General features: G+C 67.8%; 16 protein-coding genes and 2 pseudogenes. 8 read left to right on the top strand and 10 right to left on the bottom strand.

The features are described from left to right. Window positions 1-35 precede the first annotated feature (35 nt). Window positions 36-200, top strand: coding sequence for a DUF8636 domain-containing protein (locus OHB41_RS48335; protein ID WP_266708560.1), 165 nt, complete (start codon window positions 36-38; stop codon window positions 198-200). Between the two features lie 3 nt (window positions 201-203). Continuing rightward, window positions 204-452 (top strand): hypothetical protein, encoded by a 249-nt coding sequence (locus OHB41_RS48330; protein WP_266708558.1) that lies wholly within the window; start codon window positions 204-206, stop codon window positions 450-452. A gap of 826 nt (window positions 453-1,278) precedes the next feature. Here OHB41_RS48330 and OHB41_RS48325 read toward each other — a convergent pair. Further along, on the bottom strand, window positions 1,279-1,755 hold the full coding sequence (locus OHB41_RS48325) for a hypothetical protein (RefSeq protein WP_266708556.1): 477 nt from the start codon (window positions 1,753-1,755) through the stop codon (window positions 1,279-1,281). Between the two features lie 361 nt (window positions 1,756-2,116). Between OHB41_RS48325 and OHB41_RS48320 the strand changes: the two genes are divergently transcribed. Then, entirely contained in the window at window positions 2,117-2,449 is a 333-nt protein-coding gene (locus tag OHB41_RS48320) for a histone-like nucleoid-structuring protein Lsr2 (RefSeq protein WP_266708554.1), read from the top strand. A gap of 172 nt (window positions 2,450-2,621) precedes the next feature. Here the strand turns inward: OHB41_RS48320 and OHB41_RS48315 are convergent, their stop codons facing one another. Further along, window positions 2,622-3,296: a nucleotidyl transferase AbiEii/AbiGii toxin family protein gene (locus OHB41_RS48315; protein WP_526025114.1), complete on the bottom strand. Its 675-nt coding sequence runs from the start codon at window positions 3,294-3,296 to the stop codon at window positions 2,622-2,624. Then, on the bottom strand, window positions 3,293-3,535 hold the full coding sequence (locus tag OHB41_RS48310; RefSeq protein WP_266708552.1) for a hypothetical protein: 243 nt from the start codon (window positions 3,533-3,535) through the stop codon (window positions 3,293-3,295). Before OHB41_RS48310 ends, OHB41_RS48315 begins: the two co-directional genes overlap by 4 nt. 832 nt (window positions 3,536-4,367) lie before the next feature. Here OHB41_RS48310 and OHB41_RS48305 point away from each other — a divergent pair. Further along, window positions 4,368-5,732, top strand: a complete 1,365-nt coding sequence (locus tag OHB41_RS48305) for an IS701 family transposase (RefSeq protein WP_266708550.1) — start codon at window positions 4,368-4,370, stop codon at window positions 5,730-5,732. Here the strand turns inward: OHB41_RS48305 and OHB41_RS48300 are convergent. The 4 genes from OHB41_RS48300 to OHB41_RS48285 all read right to left on the bottom strand — a co-directional run bounded on the left by OHB41_RS48300 (window position 5,647) and on the right by OHB41_RS48285 (window position 10,262). Continuing rightward, entirely contained in the window at window positions 5,647-6,831 is a 1,185-nt protein-coding gene (locus OHB41_RS48300) for a hypothetical protein (RefSeq protein ID WP_266708548.1), read from the bottom strand. The two genes, OHB41_RS48305 and OHB41_RS48300, sit on opposite strands and share 86 nt — an antisense overlap. Window positions 6,832-8,071: 1,240 nt before the next feature. Further along, window positions 8,072-8,344, bottom strand: coding sequence for a DUF3761 domain-containing protein (locus OHB41_RS48295; RefSeq protein WP_266708546.1), 273 nt, complete (start codon window positions 8,342-8,344; stop codon window positions 8,072-8,074). 194 nt (window positions 8,345-8,538) lie between these two features. Then, a complete protein-coding gene (locus OHB41_RS48290) occupies window positions 8,539-8,748 on the bottom strand; it encodes a DUF6207 family protein (RefSeq protein WP_323138630.1) in 210 nt (69 codons plus the stop codon). Between the two features lie 110 nt (window positions 8,749-8,858). Further along, window positions 8,859-10,262 (bottom strand): tetratricopeptide repeat protein, encoded by a 1,404-nt coding sequence (locus OHB41_RS48285; protein WP_266708542.1) that lies wholly within the window; start codon window positions 10,260-10,262, stop codon window positions 8,859-8,861. A gap of 317 nt (window positions 10,263-10,579) precedes the next feature. Between OHB41_RS48285 and OHB41_RS48280 the strand changes: the two genes are divergently transcribed. The 4 genes and pseudogenes from OHB41_RS48280 to OHB41_RS48265 all read left to right on the top strand — a co-directional run bounded on the left by OHB41_RS48280 (window position 10,580) and on the right by OHB41_RS48265 (window position 14,176). Next, window positions 10,580-11,884, top strand: coding sequence for an MFS transporter (locus OHB41_RS48280; protein WP_266708541.1), 1,305 nt, complete (start codon window positions 10,580-10,582; stop codon window positions 11,882-11,884). Window positions 11,885-12,080: 196 nt separating this feature from the next. After that, a pseudogene (locus OHB41_RS52885) lies at window positions 12,081-12,209 on the top strand (IS5/IS1182 family transposase); the annotation flags it as partial. Window positions 12,210-12,423: 214 nt separating this feature from the next. Next, window positions 12,424-12,873, top strand: a complete 450-nt coding sequence (locus OHB41_RS48270) for a hypothetical protein (RefSeq protein ID WP_266708540.1) — start codon at window positions 12,424-12,426, stop codon at window positions 12,871-12,873. Between the two features lie 595 nt (window positions 12,874-13,468). Further along, window positions 13,469-14,176: a hypothetical protein gene (locus tag OHB41_RS48265; protein WP_266708539.1), complete on the top strand. Its 708-nt coding sequence runs from the start codon at window positions 13,469-13,471 to the stop codon at window positions 14,174-14,176. A 208-nt stretch (window positions 14,177-14,384) separates the two neighbouring features. On the opposite strand, the gene OHB41_RS48260 is transcribed toward OHB41_RS48265, so the two are convergent. The 3 genes and pseudogenes from OHB41_RS48260 to OHB41_RS48250 all read right to left on the bottom strand — a co-directional run bounded on the left by OHB41_RS48260 (window position 14,385) and on the right by OHB41_RS48250 (window position 16,882). Further along, window positions 14,385-14,621, bottom strand: a complete 237-nt coding sequence (locus tag OHB41_RS48260; RefSeq protein ID WP_266708537.1) for a hypothetical protein — start codon at window positions 14,619-14,621, stop codon at window positions 14,385-14,387. A 375-nt stretch (window positions 14,622-14,996) separates the two neighbouring features. After that, a pseudogene (locus OHB41_RS48255) lies at window positions 14,997-15,248 on the bottom strand (transposase); the annotation flags it as partial. A gap of 29 nt (window positions 15,249-15,277) precedes the next feature. Beyond that, window positions 15,278-16,882 carry a phospholipase D family protein gene (locus OHB41_RS48250; RefSeq protein ID WP_266708535.1) on the bottom strand — a complete coding sequence of 535 codons (1,605 nt, stop codon included), beginning with the start codon at window positions 16,880-16,882 and terminating at the stop codon, window positions 15,278-15,280. Window positions 16,883-16,998 lie beyond the last annotated feature (116 nt).

Here is a 16,998-nt window from a genome sequence, read left to right as displayed (position 1 = left end):
ATACACCATGCAACTATTGAAGGAGTGGGAGATAGGTGGAGAACTTCAAGGTTGAGTGGGACGGCGCGGACGGCACACGGGTTCAGTCTGTGGTGTCCTACAGCAAGCGGGTTGCGGAGAAGCGTCGAGACGAGATGACGGCCGAGGCCAACGCCACCATCGTTGAGGTGCCGATCTTCAAGAAGAGAGGGAAAGGCTGAACTATGGGGAATCTTGGCGCGTATGAGGTCTTTTCGGCTGCGGCAAAGAAAGCGGGCGGTGTTGAAGCACTCCTCGGCACCATTAAAAAGGCCGCATTCACGAAGGGTGCCACTGCGGGGGCTGTAGGCGGTGGGTTGGTCGTCGGTACAGCTGTCATCGCGGCGACCCGTGCCCGAGAGGCGTACAAGGCTCGTCAGGCGAGAGCCGAAGCGGCAGAAGCGCAATTGAAGGACGCGATCCAGGACTCGTGAAATAAGAAAGAGCCTGCCCCCACGAAGGGGATCCGTACCTCGTCGGCGATGTGCTGAGCGCGCTGCGGGGGCTGGGGCGGACGAGCAGGTCACCGTCCTGCTGGCCCTCTGATCCCGCCGCGCACGCCATGCTCGACAATCCAAGCGAAGTCGCCGGGCTGCTGCGCGCTACGGGAGGCTCAGGCGCGCGAGCAGGTCACTGTTCTGCTGGCCCGCGACCCGGCCAGGCACACGGCCGTCGGAATCCAGTTTGCCGTCGAAGGTTAGATCGCTGTCCTGGCCCGGCGGCTCCCTGGCGCTGGACACTTCAGTCTGTCCCTCACGCTCGGAGGAAACCGGGAGGAATTCCGATTCGGACGTGAGCCTGATGGGAGCGCCGCTCCTCCGTGGACGCGGAATGACGTGGACTGATCCAATGCGGGCCCATGAGACAGGCAGCCACGGGGTACGCAGAATTCGTCCGCGGATGTCACGTCCACCAGCAGCCGTTCGGTGTCACCCTCACAGCGAGGCGTCCTCCTGTGCGTTGCACGGGAGGACGCCTCGCTGACGACCCTCACTCAGTTGCTGTCAAGCACCGTGATAGTCGCGCTGGGCCCTTCGACGATCCTGCGGTCGATCTCACCCTCAAACCCGCGCATTGCCCCCGGCGAGAACCCTTCGACGGGCACAGCCTGCCCGACCAACGACAGCACCGCTTCCCCAGCCGAGGAGTGTGGCAGGAGACCTACAAGCAACCTCTACGTATCAGGACCCTCTGACGGCGACGCGACTGCACAGCCACAACCGTACTGTTTTCCCGAGCGACCAATTGCGCTGTGCAGGTTTACGATCGCAGCTCACCACGGGAATCGAAAAACGATGAAGCCGTGTCGGCGAGATCAGCCAATTCGACATCAGCCAAAATCTCACCATCAGACGATGATTGCACAGAAAAGCGACCGTTACCCTGCGGTTCGATGCGTATCTCACCAGCATCCCTCTTAAAGGGATCAATAGCCAACCGCAAGACGTCGTGAGAGAAGAACGGAAACATGCCACTCAAGCGAGAGTTTGACCGCAGTGCGGCCAGCATCTCTTGAGAGATGCGGTTATCATCCGCCAAAAGGATACCCCAAGCGGTTTCCGCAGGTGCGCCGCACTCGTAACCTTCAGCCATTTTGGAAAACTCGATGAATGGAAAGCACTCACGCAGAGGCGCAAGAAGTACACCGCTCCGCCATGCGTCGATAACTTCTGCAACGTCTCCCAGAGTGGTCGTGCTCCCGTTTGCCCAGACGAAATCACCCTCGGCACTGTCCATGGAGATTGAAAAGGCTCTCCGGTTCAGGACCGTGCTAATTCTGATGAGTCCACGACTCGAAGCAGCCTCGGCAGTGCGATACACGCTGAGCCCTCGATCCGAGGCAGGTCGTACGTCTCCAAGGTCGAGACCACGGTCTTCCTCAAGGCGCCGAAGCGCCTGAGACAGACCACCATACGCCACTAGCTCTGGGTAGTACTTTGCGTCTGGAGCTTCAGCGAAGCTAGCCATCGACATATCCACGGCTCTCAGGCCTTTCCACGCTGTTCGTTACGATTCATCTGCAGGGCATCCGGTCTGGATCCGTCAGCTTCAGAAGGTTCGGGTTGGACGCCGGGAGGAAAGTCGGTACCATCCCCGTATGGCTCAGAAAATTGTTACCGTTTACACGGATGACCTCACGGGCGCAGAAACTGACGAGGTGCGTACGCACACCTTTTCCCTCGACGGCGTGAGTTATGAGATCGACTTGGTCTCGGACAACTATGACAAGCTGTTCGAGGCACTTGCCCCCTTCATCGAGAAGGGCCGTAAGACCGGTCGGGCGAGCGGAGCCGGTAGAGCACGTAAGGCGCCGGTCGACGGGCCGAGCTCTGAGGAGCTCCGGACCTGGGCCAGAGCCAACAATTACGAGGTCAACGACCGCGGTCGTGTCCCGGCCAGCATCCATGAGGCTTACCGCAAAGCCCACTGACTGCACATAATTCCCTCACCGAGACGCTCCCGGCCGTCCCCGGCCGGGAGCGCGGGCATTTCGCAGAGCGAAGTCAGCGGCGCATGACCCCGGCGCACTGCAAATTTTTCAGGCGATTGCGCCCCCAGCTGGCCTTTGAGCGGGCTGCGGGTCCGGGCTGCTGAGGCGATTGCTACTCGTCGAAAGGCTCTTGGTAGGGCTCGGCGAGCCGCTGTGCGAGATCCTCCAGCCACTTCTGGGCCCAGTGACGTAGTTCGGCGATCCCGGCGGAGTCCAATCCATACGCCTCGAACTCGGCATCACTGATCCATTCCAGGCTTTCCAGCCGGTCGTGGAGCTCCTGGAGGTCGAATTCTTCTGGGCGTCTGGCTGCGAGGTTTTCCAGCTGGGGGATGGTGTAGTGGTGGCGGGCGGCGTGGACGTCGATGGCGTCGCGGGCGAGACCGCGGTCTCCCAGAGCGCGTACTTTCGTCCCGATGAGGTCGTCCAGCACGGGTCCGACGTCCAGCATGACGGGAGGGCGCCAGAGGACTTCTTTGAGGAGATCCACTTCGCAGGTGGCTTCCGTGTCTGGGTCGGTGGCGAGGAATCGTGCCTTGAGCGGGGCCACGTCGATGACGGTGATGCGCCAGCCCCGGCTGCTGAGGGACTGGGTGATCTGGTCGATGATCTCGTGCATGGATGCCGGGTGCTCGGTGGCGAAGTCGAGGTCCTGGCTGGGCCGGTGCACGATGCCGTGCGCCTGGACCGCGTAGCCGCCCATCAGGGCGAGCCCGTAGGGGTGTCCGGCGGCAAGCGCGTCGGAGAGCAGGCGGCGATGATGGTCGGGCAGGCCGGACAGGGTCACGCTGCGGCCGCCGGCCGCAGCTGCGTGAAGCGGTCCTCCCAGGCGGTGCGTACGCCACGGCCCAGCATCTTGCGCAGGATGGGCCAGTGGGCTACCAGCAGCGCGGCGTCCAAGTAACGGGTGTAGTCCTCGTACCTGCCGTTGAGCAAAACGATCCGGTACATGCCCAGAAGCAGCTTCTCGTCGCCAAGATCGAACGCGCGCAGCCCGGACCACGCCAGATGCAGCGGAAGTTCCACGACGCCGCGGGTAGGACCGGTGAGTACAGCAAGATCACCAGGCAGCTGACCCTCGGCAGGAGCCCAGCGAGAAGAGACCGATACCCCCGATAGCCCTTCACCCATGGCCCCAGCCTCCCCGCTCCCTGTAACCGGCCCGCACAGAAGTCAGCCTAGTCTTTCGAAGCGATGGAGGTCGCGAGGCCGATCATCGTTACACGCCTACTCACCAGATCCGACTACCTTCCAGGGGCCGAATCGTTCTGGCGGGCCGCCACTACACACCGATTCGCACCCGGTGCATGATCCCGCAGATCACCTGCCGGTGATCCCGCACCCGTCCACAACGCCGGTTGCTGACCGGTGGGGAACGGCCGCAGCTGTTCCCCACCCGGGATCGCCTCAGACCACCGCGACCCCCACCGCGTCAACGACTCGGGTGGTACCGAGCAGTCTCATGATCGGCAGGGGCAGTTCCCAGGTGTGCTCGCCGTCCGCGTGCTCAGTTTTCAGGCGGCCAGCAGTCGCGGTCGACCAAGGGAAGCCCGAGGTACGCGCGCAGCCCAGCGTGAGTGGCCGGAAGCCCGTAGGTGGTGAGTTTCTCGCCGATGTCACCCGCGGTGTTCCACCAACCTTCGCTGAGGTCGGCGAGGGCGTACAGAAGCTGCTGCTGGGATCTGGGGAGGCTCGCGTACGGGGGACGGGGATCGGGCAGGGGGCTGGGGAACAGGTCCGGCAGGACCGCCTTCGCCTTACCGGTAGTTCGTTAAATCCGGTGGCGGTGTGGGTTGACGACTGGTCGGGTTGGTCGTAGGCCGGTGGTAGGAGTCAACTGCTCTGTTGGGGGCTGAGGATGACTGCTCGCCGTCCGTGTCCGCCCGCGCCCGGTCCGTTGGAGGAGTACGCGGCCCGGTTCGACGACCTCTTCTTCAGCCTGGCCCAGCGGCGGGGTTTTCGGGAGTATCTCACCGGGCTGCTGGCGCCGCGGGAGCGAAACAAGACGATCACCTGCCTGGCCGGGGCGGAGCCGGTGGCCGGTGCGGGGATGCCGGGGGTGCAGCGGCTGCAGTTCTTCCTGTCCGAGTCGCCCTGGGAAGCCGAACTGGTCAACGACCGGCGGCTTGAGCTGCTGCGTGAGGATGCGGCGACGGCTCCGCACGACGGCGGGGTCATCGTGATCGACGATTCCGGAGACCGCAAGGACGGCACGGCGACCGCGCACGTGGGCAGGCAGTGGCTGGGCCGGCTGGGCAAGACGGACAACGGCATCGTCACGGTGACCACGCTGTGGACCGACGGCCGCGTCTACTACCCGCTGCACGCGAGGCCCTACACCCCTGCCCACCACTTCACCCGCGGCCGCTGCGACCCGGCCTTCCGCACAAAACCGCAACTGTCAGCCGCCCTCGCGGCCCGGGGGAAGGAGGCGGGCTTCGGCTGCCGGGCGGTGATCGCCGACTGCGCCTACTCCGTCAGCGACGACTGGTATCTCGCACTGCGCGAGGCCGGCCTGGCCTACGTGGTGGCGCTCAAACCACACCGCGGCACCTGGGCCCGGGCCGACCAGCCGCATACCCCCATCGAAGCGGCACAGGCCCTGACCTGGCGCGATGCCAAGCGTCCCGGCGACTGGACACCCGTGGAGCGTCACTTCCGCGACGGGCACACCGAGACCTGGTGGGCCGCCGATGCCCGGCTGGGCGGCTACGGCCCCGACTCACCGTGCCGGCTGGTCGTGGCCACCACCGACCCGGCCCGGCTGCCCGAGAAGGCCACCTGGTATTTGGCCACCAACCTGCCCCACCCCGACGCACCCCACGCCTCCACCGGCCCGCACCAGCCGGCCGACCTCGCCGAGATCGTCCGCCTCTACGGCCTACGGCCGTGGATCGAGCAGAGCTACAAACAGATCAAGGACGAACTCGGCTGGGCCGACTTCCAAGTCCGCTCCGACCGCGCCATCCGCCGCCACCAGACCCTGGTCAACTGCGCCTTCTCCTTCTGCTGGGATCAATGGTTCGCCCCACCCGGACCGCTGGATGCCACCGCGCCGGACCCCTGTCCCGGGGAGGGACCAGAGAGGGGGACCAGACATACCCCTCCAGGCCCAACAGCCCTGTTGGCCCAGGGCCTTACGCGCCATCCGGTCCTGGCTCACCCCAGCCATCACCCTCACCCGCTGGTGGCAAGCATGGACGGACACGGACCCACCCCATGAACTCCAGGCCCTGATCGACGCGGTCACCACCGGACAGGGCATTGACCTCTACCTCCGGATTTAACGAACTACCGGTAAATGCTCTTTGTGACGTGCTGACGGACGGCAGGCAGGCGGCGACCGCGGCGCGTGAGGTGGGGGAGGGTGGAAGGGCCAGCAGGACGTCAGCGGTGTGGCCGTGGAAGTCGCCCTGGCTGTAGTCGGTTGCGGGGACAGGCGCAGGGGCCGCGGCCGCGGCAGCGAGTTCGGCTACGGCCCGGTCGAGGAGCGGACCGTCGAGTTCCGCGGCTGCGCCACGGGCGGTTTGGGCGATGGCGATGGCGGCCGCCCAGCGTACGAGGCCGTCCTCGGCATCCAGATCGTCGGCGAGGGTCCCCGGGAGAGCCGTCGTACCGAGGATGCCTACAGCTACAAGCGAGGTGGCCTTCGCGACGACATTCGCCTCGTGCGCAGCACGGCCAAGCAGGCGAGGTAGGGAAGTGTCCGCCAGTTCGGGAAACCAGGCCAGCAGGTAGGCGGTCCTGGTGCGGACCCGGGGATTCTCGTCATCCAAGAGATCGAGCAGGGCGGGAAGTTCGGCAAGGACGGCGTTGTACGAACGCATCGAAGAGTCACGGGCATCGACCGGATTCCCGGCCGCCACCCAGTCCCGGATGTCTTGTAGGTTCCGGCGCCGCTGCTCGTCCTGCTCGGTGGCCAGAGCCTCCTCGTACAGGGGGAGAAGCTTGTCGGAGGAGTTCTCGGCGGCCTCCGCGCGCCAAGCGGCGATGTCGGCCCCGTCGATGATCTCGCGCTCCTCGTCCCAGTTGACCGCAAGGCCGGTCAGGAGCTCCAACGCGTCCTCACGCGCCCGGTCCGGGCCGGCGAGAGCTATCCGGGCAAGGAACGGCACCGCGTACGGAGATGCCTGACAGCGACTGCCCTGGTGCGCGAGATGATCGAACAGGCTGCTGACGGCCTGCTGTCGTGCCAGCTCGTCGTCTCCGCACAGGGCGCGCAGTTGGCCGGGGACATCGGCGGCCGTCCCGTAGGCATGGTTCAGGTTCGACCACTCCACTTCGTCGAGGCCGGTCAGCAGGTCGTCGTCCGCAGTGATCACGGCCGCATGATGTCAGAGTCCTCCAGGCACCAAGCAGGACACAACAGCCCCGCGTCACAGAGAGGGCCGAAGAAGCGCATCCCCGCGCGCTACGCGCGCTCAACGACGAGGGGGGGTAGGTGAGCCGGTTGCCGTACAGGAGCCGTCGCGGTGTCCACTTGAGCCGATGAGACACCCGCGAGGACGGGAGACCTGGAGAACGCGCTGCGGCGCAAGGCCGGCATCTTTGGTGAGGTCGGACCTTCGGAGCCGCTCGGGCAGGGCGGGGGCCGGGCGACACAATGTCGCGCCGGCCCTCGCTCGGATACTCGAAGGCTTGCCGGCTCCCCGGGATCCGTTCGCGCGATGTCTCAGACGAAGGTGATGTCCCAGTGGACGCCGCCGCGCCTGGGGGTTTCGTAGACGTAGTCGAGGGTGATGCCGTTGAGGTTGCCGTACCAGCGGGGGTCGTTGCCGCGCGGGTTGCCCTTGTGCTGGGTGGTCTTGATCCAGCGGGTGAGGCAGGCCCCCTCGTGGTGGGTGCGCAGATCGAGCTTGTATCCGCGGGCGTGGGAGCGGGGGCCGGCACTGTGGCCGGACTCGGTGCCGCCGGTGATGGTGATCGTGCAGCGGCTGGCCCTCTTGAGTGCGATGACCCCCTGGATGGTGCGGGCACGTACGCCTTCGAGGGAGGTACGGCCGACGGGGCGCTGGATGCCGGCGGCGGCGAGCCGGGCGAGTGCCTGGCGTCAAGCGGGCGTGACTGGCGGGCGAGCTGGGAGTCGTGGCGGTGGCGATGGTGCCTGCGGTCAGCGGCGTCAAGGATGAGGCCGTGGCGGATGCCGGCGAGGCTCCGGGCAGGGCGAACACGCCCGCGAGCACGGCACCGACCGTCAGGTCCTTGATCATTTTTCGCATGGCTTGATCAACGATCTTGAGCGGGGGAACGGTCACGCTGAACTGGGCCAGTCCACCCCAAATAGGGATGCCGCGTTGCACGCGGGGTGTCCTGGTACGGCCGTGGAAGTGCCCGGACCAGCGCCTGGGCTGGGAGCAGACGTCGGCCAGGAGCTTCAGGAGTCGGGAGCGGACGCGGTGGTCACGTGAATACGGCGTCGCGGGCGACCTCGGAGCCGACTTCCGCGATCAGCCCAGGTTCCGTCGGCCACCGGGGGGCCGACCACCTGGCCAGCGGGTCAGTGGATGCGGGCAGGTCGCCTGCTCTGGGTGTGGAGCAGGCGACCTACCTGGCCTCTGGGGCCTACTTGAACCAGTACTTGACGCCGTGGTGGTGGGAGCAGGTCCCCTGTGAGTGCCGCGAGTAGGACAGGGAAGCGTCCTTGCACTTCGCCGTCTCGGTCTTGTTCTTGGGCTTCTGATGGTGGGTCCAGCCGCACAGGCCGGTCGTGTGATGGACGCAGTGGTGTGAGGTGTTGGTGGACGGCAGCGCGGCCGCTGCCGAGGCGGCCGGTGCGCTGAAGACGAGGCCGGCGACAGCGACCACGACGGCCGAGGCGGCAAGACGTGCGTACAAGGAATCCCCCTTGAAATGGTGCGAGTTGCGCGATGAGTGTAGAGCGGTTTATGCAACCTTTTGGACGTTATGGGAAAGTTCCCTGCGGGTCGCCTGCAGGCGCCGCGGACCTCGCCGGCCGCAGGCTCCGGTCCGGACGGCGTCATGCAGCCGTACGGCGGCACGGCGAGGCGGGCGTGGCCTGGCACCCCGAGTCAGGGGCTGAGGCGTTGGCGCATGTCGAGGTAGCAGCGCAGTCGTACGCCGGGCTGTCCGGGGTCCCGGGTCGTGCGTTCCACCGAGGTGGCTGCCCACATTCCGGTCAGGGCCGCCTGGAAGGCGAAGGCGGTCTGGTCGTCGGCGGCTGCCACGTCGACCACGACCAGACCGGACTCCGATACGTGTACTTCGTTGATCGCTTCCACACCCGGCACGACGCACGGCCGCAGGCAGAGGGTTCTCCCGCCCGCGACAGTTCACCCGATCGGCCCACAGGGAGGGCCGGAGCGAGACGAACGTCCGCGGCGCACGACACCTACAGCGGGGGCTCCTGGGCAAACTCGCCCACGCCGCCCCAGGGGTCGTCCTGCTCCTGCCGCTGCGCCCTTTCCCGTTCCCGCCGTTCGGCGGCCGCCCGACCTTCTGCGATCGTGGGGATGGCGGCGAGGGCCTCGGCCGGACGGCCGTGCTGGATCAGCATGTCGGCCAAGTCGAGGTCGGCCAGATGGTGGGTGGATGAGCGCAGAAGCGCCAGGGCAGCTTCCAGTTGGCCGTCGCGCTCCAGCAGTCGCGCCAACGCGGTGTCCCACTCGCCGGGCTCCTCCTCGTTGAGGGCGATGGCCTGAGCGATGCCCTCCGGGCAGCGGCCCGCTTCGCCGAGCAGCCAGAGCCTCAGGTGCAGGACGCCATCCGGGTGTCCCTCGGCGTATGCGCCGGCGAACTCTTCCAGGAGTTCGAGGGCTCGGCCGGGGCGGCCGTCGTCGACGAGCAGTTCCAGCGCCCAATGGAGCAGGTTCCAGCAGTCGTAGTAGCCATACGTGGGCCGGCCGGTCTCGACGGCCTCGTCGATCCTGTCCTGGCGGACAAGGAGGTGTATCAGCGCCACACGGTCCTTCGGGTGATCGTGGGCTCCGATACGTTCGCGCAGCAGGGCCTCGGCCTCGGGCGCCCGCCCGGCGTCTTCCAGCGCTTTCGCATACACGTCGAAGGTGGCGTAGTGCTCGTCGGCGGCGAGGGCTCCCAGCTCCTCGATCAACCCCTGCCGGGCCAGGAGTTTCGCGTAATACTCCGGGAAGTTGAGCGGATGACGCCGGCCGGAGGCCATTTCGGTGCGCAGAACGTCGACGGCCTCGTCCGCACGCCCGGCGCGTTCCAGGACCTGGGCGATCCCAAGCAGCACCTGCCACCCGTCCAGCCGGCCCGTCGACTCGCCCTCTGCGCGCTCCGCCGCCCTGGTGAGGAGGTCCAGGACCTCGTCGTCCCGTCCCTGGCCCTCGGTCACCTTGATGAGGTGCGACAGCAGCCACGCCTCCCCGAGATGGGGCGTGAGCACCCCGATGGCCTCGTCGCACCGCCCGGCCATCACCGCAAGCTCGGCGTATCGCGCGCACGCGTGGCCGTTGGCCCTCTCGGCCGCGTCCGGGCGGACCATCGCGAGCGCCTCATCGCCCTCGCCCCGCCGGATCATGATCTCGGCGGTGGTCCACTCGGCGGCCCGCCAGCCGACATCGGTGAAAGGGACCAACAGCGCCAGCGCCCGCTCGAACTCCGCGGCCGCGCACAACTCACGCGCCGCCGCCTGCGCGCAGTTCCAGTCCCCGCGCTCCTGCGCCGCCTGGATCAACAGCTCCAACTGCCCCAGGTCGAGGAGGGTTCGCACCATCCGCGGGGATACGCCGCCGTGATGGCGCGCCTGCCAGTAGAGATCGTCGATGTTCACGCGCGCAGCCTACGAACCGCCACCGACAGCCCCCGTTGAAGAGAGCAACGCCCTGTCCAAGGCACGGCCGGGGCCGGACCGCGCGGCGCCCCACGCGTGTTGTCCACGTTCGTTTGCCGACACGCGGGACGGGTGGTGGACCTCATCCGAGGCGAGTCGCGACTGATGCTGGATTGCTGCGCGGCCGATCGAGCTGTTTAATGACCGACATGTCTCTCCCTGTATCGCACTAGAAGGTATGCCGACCGCACCGCGCCACTCGGCCGGGCGGTACCGCGATTCCTTCTGACCTCGTGCGTTGAACTCGGAGAATCCCCATGCCACGCCCTGCCGGGGGCGGCGCGTCCTATCGCGCCGCCCTCTCCCTCCCCCATGCCCGCGGCCTGTTCACCGCCGCCATCCTCGCCCGGCTCTGCTACGGCCTGCTGAGCCTCCCACTGCTGCTGACCCTGCGCGACGCCACCGGCTCCTACGCCGTGGCCGGGTCGGCGGCCGGACTGTTCGGCCTGATCTCCGCCCTGCTCGGACCGGCCCGGGCCCGGCTGGTCGAGCGCCGGCCCCGGGCGCTGATGCTGCTGGCAGCCGGCTACGCCGGGATGCTCGCGGTCATCGCCCTGACCGGCGAACTCGGCGCCGCACCCTGGCTCGTCTTCGCGCTTGCCGCGGTGGCCGGTCTGTTCCCGCCTCCGGTCGGACCGCTGATGCGATCCCTCTGGAGCGACCTTGCCGCCGACCCGCAGCAGCAGCAGTGCGCGCTCAGCCTGGACACCGTCTCTGAGTCCACAGTCTTCGCGGTCGGACCCACCCTGGGCGCGGTGCTGATCGGCGTCTGGTCCGCCCCGACGGCACTCGCCGTATGCGCGGGCCTGGTGCTCGTCGGCTTCTGCGCGCTGGCGCGAGCGCTGCGCCGCACGTCCTCCCGACCGCACTCTCGACCGCGGTCAGCCACCGACCCCGACCGGAACAACGGGGCAACGGGACAACGCCCGTTGCGCAGGACCGGTTTCCTCGGTCTGCTGCTGCTGGTTCTGGGCTCGGCCTGCGCCCTGGCCGTCGAGGAGATCGCCGCGGTGCCGCGCTGGGGTGCCGCAACGACCGGAGCGCTGCTGACGCTGTGCTCGGCCGGCGGGGTCGCCGGCGGACTACTGTACGGGCGCCGGGTCTGGCGGGCCGCCCCGGGACAGCGGCTGCTGGTCCTGGGCGCGACCGGGACCACCGCCCTCGCACTCCTCGCCGCCGCGCCGCTGCTCCCGGTCGCCGCAGCGGCCCTGTTCGCACTCGGAGCCTGCCTGGACATGCTGCTGATCACCGCGTACCTGCTGGTGGACCAGCTCTTCCCGGCCGGCACCCGGATGGAAGCCGGGGCCTGGGTGAACACCGCCTACAACCTGGGCTCCTCCCTGGGCTCAGCACTCGCCGGCGCCCTGCTGGACAGCCACGGCTCCGGGGCTGCTTTCACCGCCGCAACTGCGGCGGCCGGGTCCGGCGTACTCGCGGCAGCGGCGGGCGGACGCTGCTCGCGCCGTCGGCCACGCCGATCGCCGGCCCTGGTCGGGACCGGGTCAGCCGTGCACCACGGTGACCTCGCCGAGACCGAGCTCCTTGAGCCGATCGACAAATGATGCCGCGTCATCGGCGAGCACGGTGAAGCAGCCGGTCCGCCGGACGGCGGCGGGAGGAGATGGGCGGCATACCGCAGAGCGCGGGCCACTCGGGTGCGACGCACCCGCACGCACTGGGGTCAGCGGAGCGTATGCCAGATGCGGGTGACGCCTGGTGCGGACGTCAGGGTCATGATGGGAAGCGGGGACCATAACCAAACGCAACACCGTCGAACGGGCCATCAACCCTCTGAAAGGCTTCCGCGCCGTTGCCACACGCTACGAAAAGCGGGCCTATATCTATCTCGGCACCGTCACTCTCGCAGCACTCATCATCTGGCTCCGCACGTGTCCGAGAAACAGCGCCTGGGGGTCAACTGAGTTGCCTCATGGGATTGTTGTACCTTGTGTTGCGAGTGGGATTTCCGTACCGTGATCAAGCAATCCCTCAAACGCCGGGCTGAACGAACGGCCCCGCTCCGGGGGGAACGATCGCCCCTCGTGCCCGCCCCGCGGCGCGCGGGCGGCTGTCGCATGCACTGTGCTCGGGGAGGAAATACGTGATCCGCATCCGCACCACCATGACCGCTGGTGCCGCCTTCGTCGGCGCGCTCGCGCTTGCGCTGTCCGCCGCCAGTCCGGCCGCCGCCGCCGACGACTCCTGGCAGCAGGGGACCAGGACAAGCAACCCGGGCAGCGCTGCCCTCTGCGTGGGTTCGCCCGACAAGGCCAGGGTCTGCTTCAATCCGACCGGCGACAAGATCTACGTCTACGACGGTGACGCCGACAGCGCCTCCGCGGTCGCCGACTGGGAGAACTACAAGCACTGGAACGACACCAGCGTCTACCGGACCGGCCAGTGTGTGAACTCGGAGGGCGCCGGCACCTGGGTGGTGTGCAACAAGGACTTCTACGAGGACGGCCTGCTCCTCATGAGGGCCCGCACCTACGACCGCAGCGCCGGCCAGTGGACCGGCTCCTACGGCTACGAGTCCTTCAGCACCAGCTGATCTGATCCGTCTCCGGCAGACGCGTCCGGCCGCGCCCCGATCACTGGGCGCGGCCGGACGCGTCTGCCGGAGACGAACATCGTTGGCGGCTGCGCGGGTTCGATCGTGGAGGCCGGGATCTGCTTCTATCCGACCGGCGACAGGATCTACGTCTTCGACGGCGACGCCGACAGCGCTCCTGTGGAGGAGCTGCAGCACCTGGCGGCGGGAACCGCGCCGGTGGGAACAGGTTGCCGTACGCCACCGTGTCGCGCGTGCTGCGTGGTCAATCCCGACCGAGTCGCGATCTGCTGCTGGCACTCGTGGAGGCCTGCGGACGGGAGCCGTCGGCTGGGGCGAGGACTACGACGCCGTTCTTCCTGAACTTGACACGCAAACGAACTCGTCGCTGAGTTCCGAGGGCGTGAGAGTGGTGTCGGCTTTCCTGGTGCGACGGCGCCTTCTACGGCACCTGGCAACAACCACCGGACCTCACAACGGCCCCGCCGAGGACCAGCCACAGTGACCGACCACCCCCGCAAAGGCACCGTCGCAGCACCTGGCTCCCCCGACTTCGCCCTGCACGCCTTGGGCTGGCGCGCATTCCAGGACCTGCGTGCTTGCACTGCAGGACGAAGGGGCCGTCGGGGACGTCCTGGACGCCGATCGCGGGCCACCACCAGGTGCATGGCGTCCGCTGTGGCATACCCACTATTCGCCGACCGGCCGGCCGGGATATCCGCCGATTCTCGTGGTGTTCGACCCCGGCACCCGGCTGGGGGAGCAGGCGCTGAAGAACCGCATGAACCGCGTCCTGGACCTCACCCGGGACCACTGGACAGGCACGTACAAAGGGTTTGCCACCTACGGCAGCGAACAGCCGGACGGCTACTACGAGTACGACGACGCCATCCCGATCCTGTTCACCACTCTCGAGCGCATCCAGCGGTCGGGCCCGCTCGCTGAGGTGTGGTGGCGCTGCGGCCACCGCCGCTGGGAAACCCTCATCGACGCCCTGGACAACCCCAGGGACCACGGAGCCTGGCGCCGCCGTGGCGAGGAACGCCGCATAGCTCTGGAAGCCCAGATAGCGAAGGAGAGAGCGGAACGGACGGCCGCCGCCGACTGGTCCGCGCCCGCGCAGGAACCCGTACCCCCGCCGCCTCCCGCCTGCGACACCTGCGGCGAACCGCTCAGCGGAATGGGGCGGAACGATCCGTCCGCGCCGCCGGACGGACGCGCCTGCGAGGCCTGCCGCGCCATCCGTGCTGCGGGGCAGCCCACCGGACTGTTCAAAGCCCTCTTCGGCCGCCCCGACAAGTAGCCCCGGAGCGACAAAGCTTGGTAAGCCGAGCCCCGGGGCGGTCGGATCCGGGGCCCGGCTCGCGCGCCGTCCGGCGGGAGGTGGTCCGGCGCTGGCGTGTACAACCCGGCGATCGGACTTCGAGTCACGGCCCGCCCAAGCCGTCATCCGGTCGCCGTGTTCACCACGGCACGACCCGTCGGACGGCTCCTCGCGGTCGGACGGCTTCTCAGCTGCCCTTGTTGGTGGGTTTCTTTGTTTCCAGCGGGAGCTTGATGGCGTCCCGCACCAGGTCGAGGAAGCGTGGGTCGCTGACAATGGTCTGGAGTTCCCTGCCGGATACCGGGGAATCGACCTCGGCTTTCGGGTCCGACTCGACACGGAATGTGACGTGATGGTGTCGGCAGGAGAACTCGATCTGGGTGTGCACGAGCGGGACCGGATGGTCGGTCAGGCGGACCACCATTGCCTTAATGCCATTGGACAGCGTGACGTGCTCGCAGCCGCCTCGCGTGTTGTTGATGTACTTCAGGCAGGGACCCGGGCCGGGACCGCTTCGTGAGTAGTACGCGCTGAAGACGAGCGGGAAGACTTTGCCGTCTGCCGTCTGCCGTCTGCCGTCTGCCGTCTGCCGTCTGCCGTCTCGCCCCGATAGCTGCCCGCATTGGCGTAGGACGGCCGGACCAGGCCGACGCTGTCCGGCAAGAGCTCGTCAAGAACCCTTGCTGCCTTCTGCTGGAAATCCGCGCGCTGACGCGGCCCGGTGGCCGAGCGGCGGTTGGTGTTCAGTCCGAACGGGTCGGGGAAGGCAGCTGCTTGGGGCAGCTCATAGCCGCTCCTTGCCGATGATCAGATCGCCCTCCCAGTGGCCGGGGACAGCCCGGTCCTCCGCCTCGGCCGGACATTCGCTGATCATGACCATCGGCTCGATGAACCGCGAGCGTCGGTAGCTGGCCTGCCGCTGGGGTCTTCGGCTGGCTCGGCCTGAGCGCAGAGCACTGGCGAGTTCGCGCCGCAGTTGACCGCGACCCTGAACGTAAATGGCCTGATAGACAGTCTCGTGGACCACGCGCATCTCCGGCCGGTCGGGGAACGGGGTCACCTCACCCGTCCGGGACACCGTCAGTAGGCACCGTGCCGACGCAGGGAGCGGGGGCGGCCGTCGGGATCGGCGATGACCCGGTAGAGCGGGTTGGCCAGGGTCCGCGTGATGCGGGACAAGCGCGGCGGGTGGTAGGTGCGCAGCCGTCCCGACGGTCGCGGACCGTGGCGGCCGTCGTCGTGCCACGCGTCCAGAGCGGCGGCCGAGTCGGCGTAGGCCGCAAAGGCGCGGCCCGGGTCGCAGAGTGCAGCCGCTTCCCCGTACCCGTTGCGGTCAAGGTGTTCGAGATTCAACGACAACCGCAGCTCGCGCGCGAAGACGCGGGCGCCGTCACCCAGGCCGCCGGGGTCCATCGGTTCACGGGAGTCACGGGTTTCGTCGAGGACTGCGCAGCTGAGTTCCGAATCGTGCGTCCAGGAGCGCCGGTTGACGTTGTCGGACCCGACCGAGGCCCAGACGTCGTCGATGATGCAGACCTTGGCATGGACGTAAACGGGTGTCCCGGCGTGATTCTCCAGGCTGTAGACGGCCACCCGGTCGCCGCCGGCCCGTCGCAGGACTTCCAGGGCGCGGATCCGGCCCAGCAGGTTCATCGGTGTGCTGATCCGCCCCTCCTGGTCCGGCAGTGGCGGCAGGACGGCGATCATGCGCAGTCCCGGATGATCCGCGAGAGCCTTGGCGAACGGCTGGACGGCACTCTCCGACCACAAGTACTGGTCCTCGAGGTAGATCAGCCGGCGTGCCCGCCGCAGGGACTTCGTGTAGGCGCGGGCGATGCTGCGTTCACCGTCGGGAGCGAACGGATAGCCCTTGAGTCGGTTCGGGTAGGTGCGCAGGATCTGGACGGTCTGGGAACCGCGCGGACCCGGGTCGGGTTGCTGCACCGGGAGCGGATCCGCCCGCGTGTCCTCGTCCCGGAGTGCCGCCCACAACCGGCTGCGCGGGCTGCGACTGAGCGGAGCCGGGTCCGTCCACCGCTCACGGAACGTGGCCTCGACATCGCCGACGGCGGGCCCGCGCACCGCCAGCTGGATGTCGTGCCAGGGCGGACGGGAACCGTAGGCGTCGGCCATGGGTTGCGCCAGCGGGTCACCCTGATGAGCGGCGTCGTCCCGACGGCTGTGGCACAGATCGATGCCGCCGACGAAGGCGACGTCCCGCTCGGGCCGACCGGGGTGGCGCAGCACCACGAACTTTTGATGGTGCGAGCCGCCCGGCCGTACCCGCATGTCGAGCAGGCACTCGCCTCCCGCCTCCTCGATCTCCTCCCCCAGGTGGTAGTTCTCCTGTTCGCTGAACTGGAACCGATCCAGGTGCGAGCGCCACACCAGCCCCTTGACGACGACACCGCGGCGTGCGGCGTCGCACAACACATCTCCGATAGCGCTCTCCGGACCGTCCAATAGCTCGTCAGGGTCACCCCGCCAGTCCGTGAACATCAACACGTCGCCGGCCCGCTGCGCCCGCACGGCCGCGAGCAGCTCGGCGAAGTACACCGCCCCGTGTACCAGGGGGCGGACGTCGTTGCCCGTGGACCACGCCGCACCGTCGGCATGACGGCGGTCCACCCGCGACGCCGGATTCCCCCGCTGAGCGGAGGTGAGCAGCCAGTCGGCGCGTTCCACGTGACGGTCCTTCCAGTCAACGGCCCTTCCGGGATCTCCTGACAGATCCGGTACCCCATGAGCGCGTGACCACGCGATTCCTGCTCCGCCAGCCCTGCGAAGACCCAACAACCAGC

It is taken from the genome of Streptomyces sp. NBC_01571 (assembly GCF_026339875.1).
In the GTDB taxonomy this organism is placed as follows: domain Bacteria; phylum Actinomycetota; class Actinomycetes; order Streptomycetales; family Streptomycetaceae; genus Streptomyces.
This window is presented reverse-complemented; position numbering and strand designations above follow the sequence as displayed.